Genomic DNA, 2,014 nt, shown 5'->3' on the forward strand with positions numbered 1-2,014 from the left:
AGGAAGTATCTCGCGTCAGTCCTTGCGGGCTGCGGGGTTTCGTAATCTTTCCCTGGGGATTACATCGTTGCAGGCCACTGAACAAAGTATGTTCGACTTCATCACAAAACACTATAAGGTTAACCTGTGAATAAAATATTTTTTATCTGTTTGTTTATTGTGTCTCAGGTTTATGCTGGAGATAATTTTGAGATTTCATCAAAATGTGGCGGGAGAGATTTTAAAATATTATCAAATTGCAAGGTTAATAATTTAAGGTCTGGGCAGGCTGAAATGGATAATCCTGAATGCACAATGCAAACGTTATTCATTAATAATAAGAAAATAGAACTCTCTCCTTTTTCAGGAATGATTAAAAGAGAAAATGAAAATGGTGAGGAAGTAAGCATGATGCAGTATGTTTTTTATAACGCATATTGTATACAGAATAAAGCATTGGTGCTTGCCTCATCGGGAGGATGCAATGCATGTGGTGAAAAATTTATAGCATTTGATTTGGGGGGTATACAAAGTTCAATACCATCCGGATCTTTAGAGAATGGAACCGACATTTTACCTGATAGGTTTTTTATGCATTGATTTTTATGGTGTGCAAAATGAAGTTAAGAAATAAATATCCACTACTAATTTCTCTACTATCTGTTTTTGCTATAAATATCTTCTCAGTTGGGAATGTCGCAGCAGGTGAGTTACCCAAAGGAAAAGACTACCCTGTGAAGCAGGTGTACAGTGGGACGGTTGCATCACATGTTGATAGGACAGATGATTTTACAAACATGTATAGAACCCGATTCAAGGAGGCGCTACAAAACCCGGTGGAATTTGCGGGTGAATATTCACGGGCAGTATGGGGGTGTGGAGGTTCTGGATGTCATGTCATTGCCTTAATTAATAAACGAACAGGAAAGGCACTGTCACGTTCATTTTTGGTGTATTACGAGGGGGATGATAATCCTGTTGGTGAGGATGTTCTTTATATGAATAAACACAGCCGCTTGCTGGTTACGTATGAAGTTGATGAAGATACACATAAGCGATTTTATAATTATTATCTCCTCAAAAATGGTGGGCTTGATTTAATTAGGAAAGTAGGTGATAACAGGCTGCCTGATACACCGGAATAGAGATTTTTCTTTTTTTTCTCTGATGCGATACTTCCTTGCAATACTGACTGTGAGGAATGAATTAAGAAGAAAATAAACTATAGCATCATTACAATGCTTTACTGTGATCTTTTTTCTGGAGATTTTCCCGTGCCACATTCCCTGCCGTTTCTACTACACAATAAGAACACTCATGAACAATGGCGAAAAACCATTGCTAAAGGTGGTTGCTTTATTTTAGCTGAATCTGCCATTAATGATGCCGTTCCCTGGCAAGCAGAGAGTCATTCCAAAAATAATGATCTGGCACATCTCTACTGGGATAAGGTTGGGGACATTCATGCATCCATTTCACCGTATATCATCCCGGTAAATCAGGATAACTGGGAACAGGTGAAAGAGCATATTCTCACTAATGATCATTGGGGTATAGGGATCCGTTTATCCTGGTTAGATCGTATCCAATCGAGTGATACGCAACTACAGGTACTTTCGCAGCACCTGCGCTCATGGTTACTGGTGACCACGCCTGAACAGGAGGATGTCACGTTACGTCTTGCCGACTGGCAGGTTGTCCGTCCGCTGCTGGAGGCCAGTACCCATCCTGAGGCAACAGCCTTTTTTGGACCCGTCGCTGAATTCTGGCATCTTGCTCCAGATGGCCAGGCTGAAATGCTGACGCTGGCACATCAGGGTGACCACAGCTCTGATACTCAACGACCTCGAACACTCAGTCAATTACAGTGGCAGGCCATTCTGACGCCTTCCCTGCTGAATACCCTTCAACGCTATATGACCCACCTCCGGCAACACCATCCCTGCTGGCACGATGCAGAAAACAACGAACTGTACCCGTTTGCTGATCAGGATTGTCGGCAGGATGCTTTCATACCGGGCATTGATGATTTCCT

At 42.0% G+C, this 2,014-nt stretch carries 3 protein-coding genes; all 3 read left to right on the top strand.

The genetic code is table 11. The features are described 5' to 3' along the window. The first annotated feature begins 126 nt into the window (after positions 1 to 126). Positions 127 to 579 (top strand): hypothetical protein, encoded by a 453-nt coding sequence (locus tag AAIR21_RS27620; RefSeq protein WP_434682799.1) that lies wholly within the window; start codon positions 127 to 129, stop codon positions 577 to 579. Between the two features lie 17 nt (positions 580 to 596). Continuing rightward, positions 597 to 1,124 (top strand): hypothetical protein, encoded by a 528-nt coding sequence (locus tag AAIR21_RS27625; protein WP_434682800.1) that lies wholly within the window; start codon positions 597 to 599, stop codon positions 1,122 to 1,124. A gap of 129 nt (positions 1,125 to 1,253) precedes the next feature. Then, positions 1,254 to 2,014: DUF4123 domain-containing protein (locus AAIR21_RS27630; RefSeq protein WP_434682801.1), on the top strand; the 761-nt coding region annotated here is incomplete at its 3' end.

The sequence above is a fragment of the Enterobacter sp. PTB genome (genome assembly GCF_051130085.1).
In the GTDB taxonomy this organism is placed as follows: domain Bacteria; phylum Pseudomonadota; class Gammaproteobacteria; order Enterobacterales; family Enterobacteriaceae; genus Enterobacter; species Enterobacter ludwigii.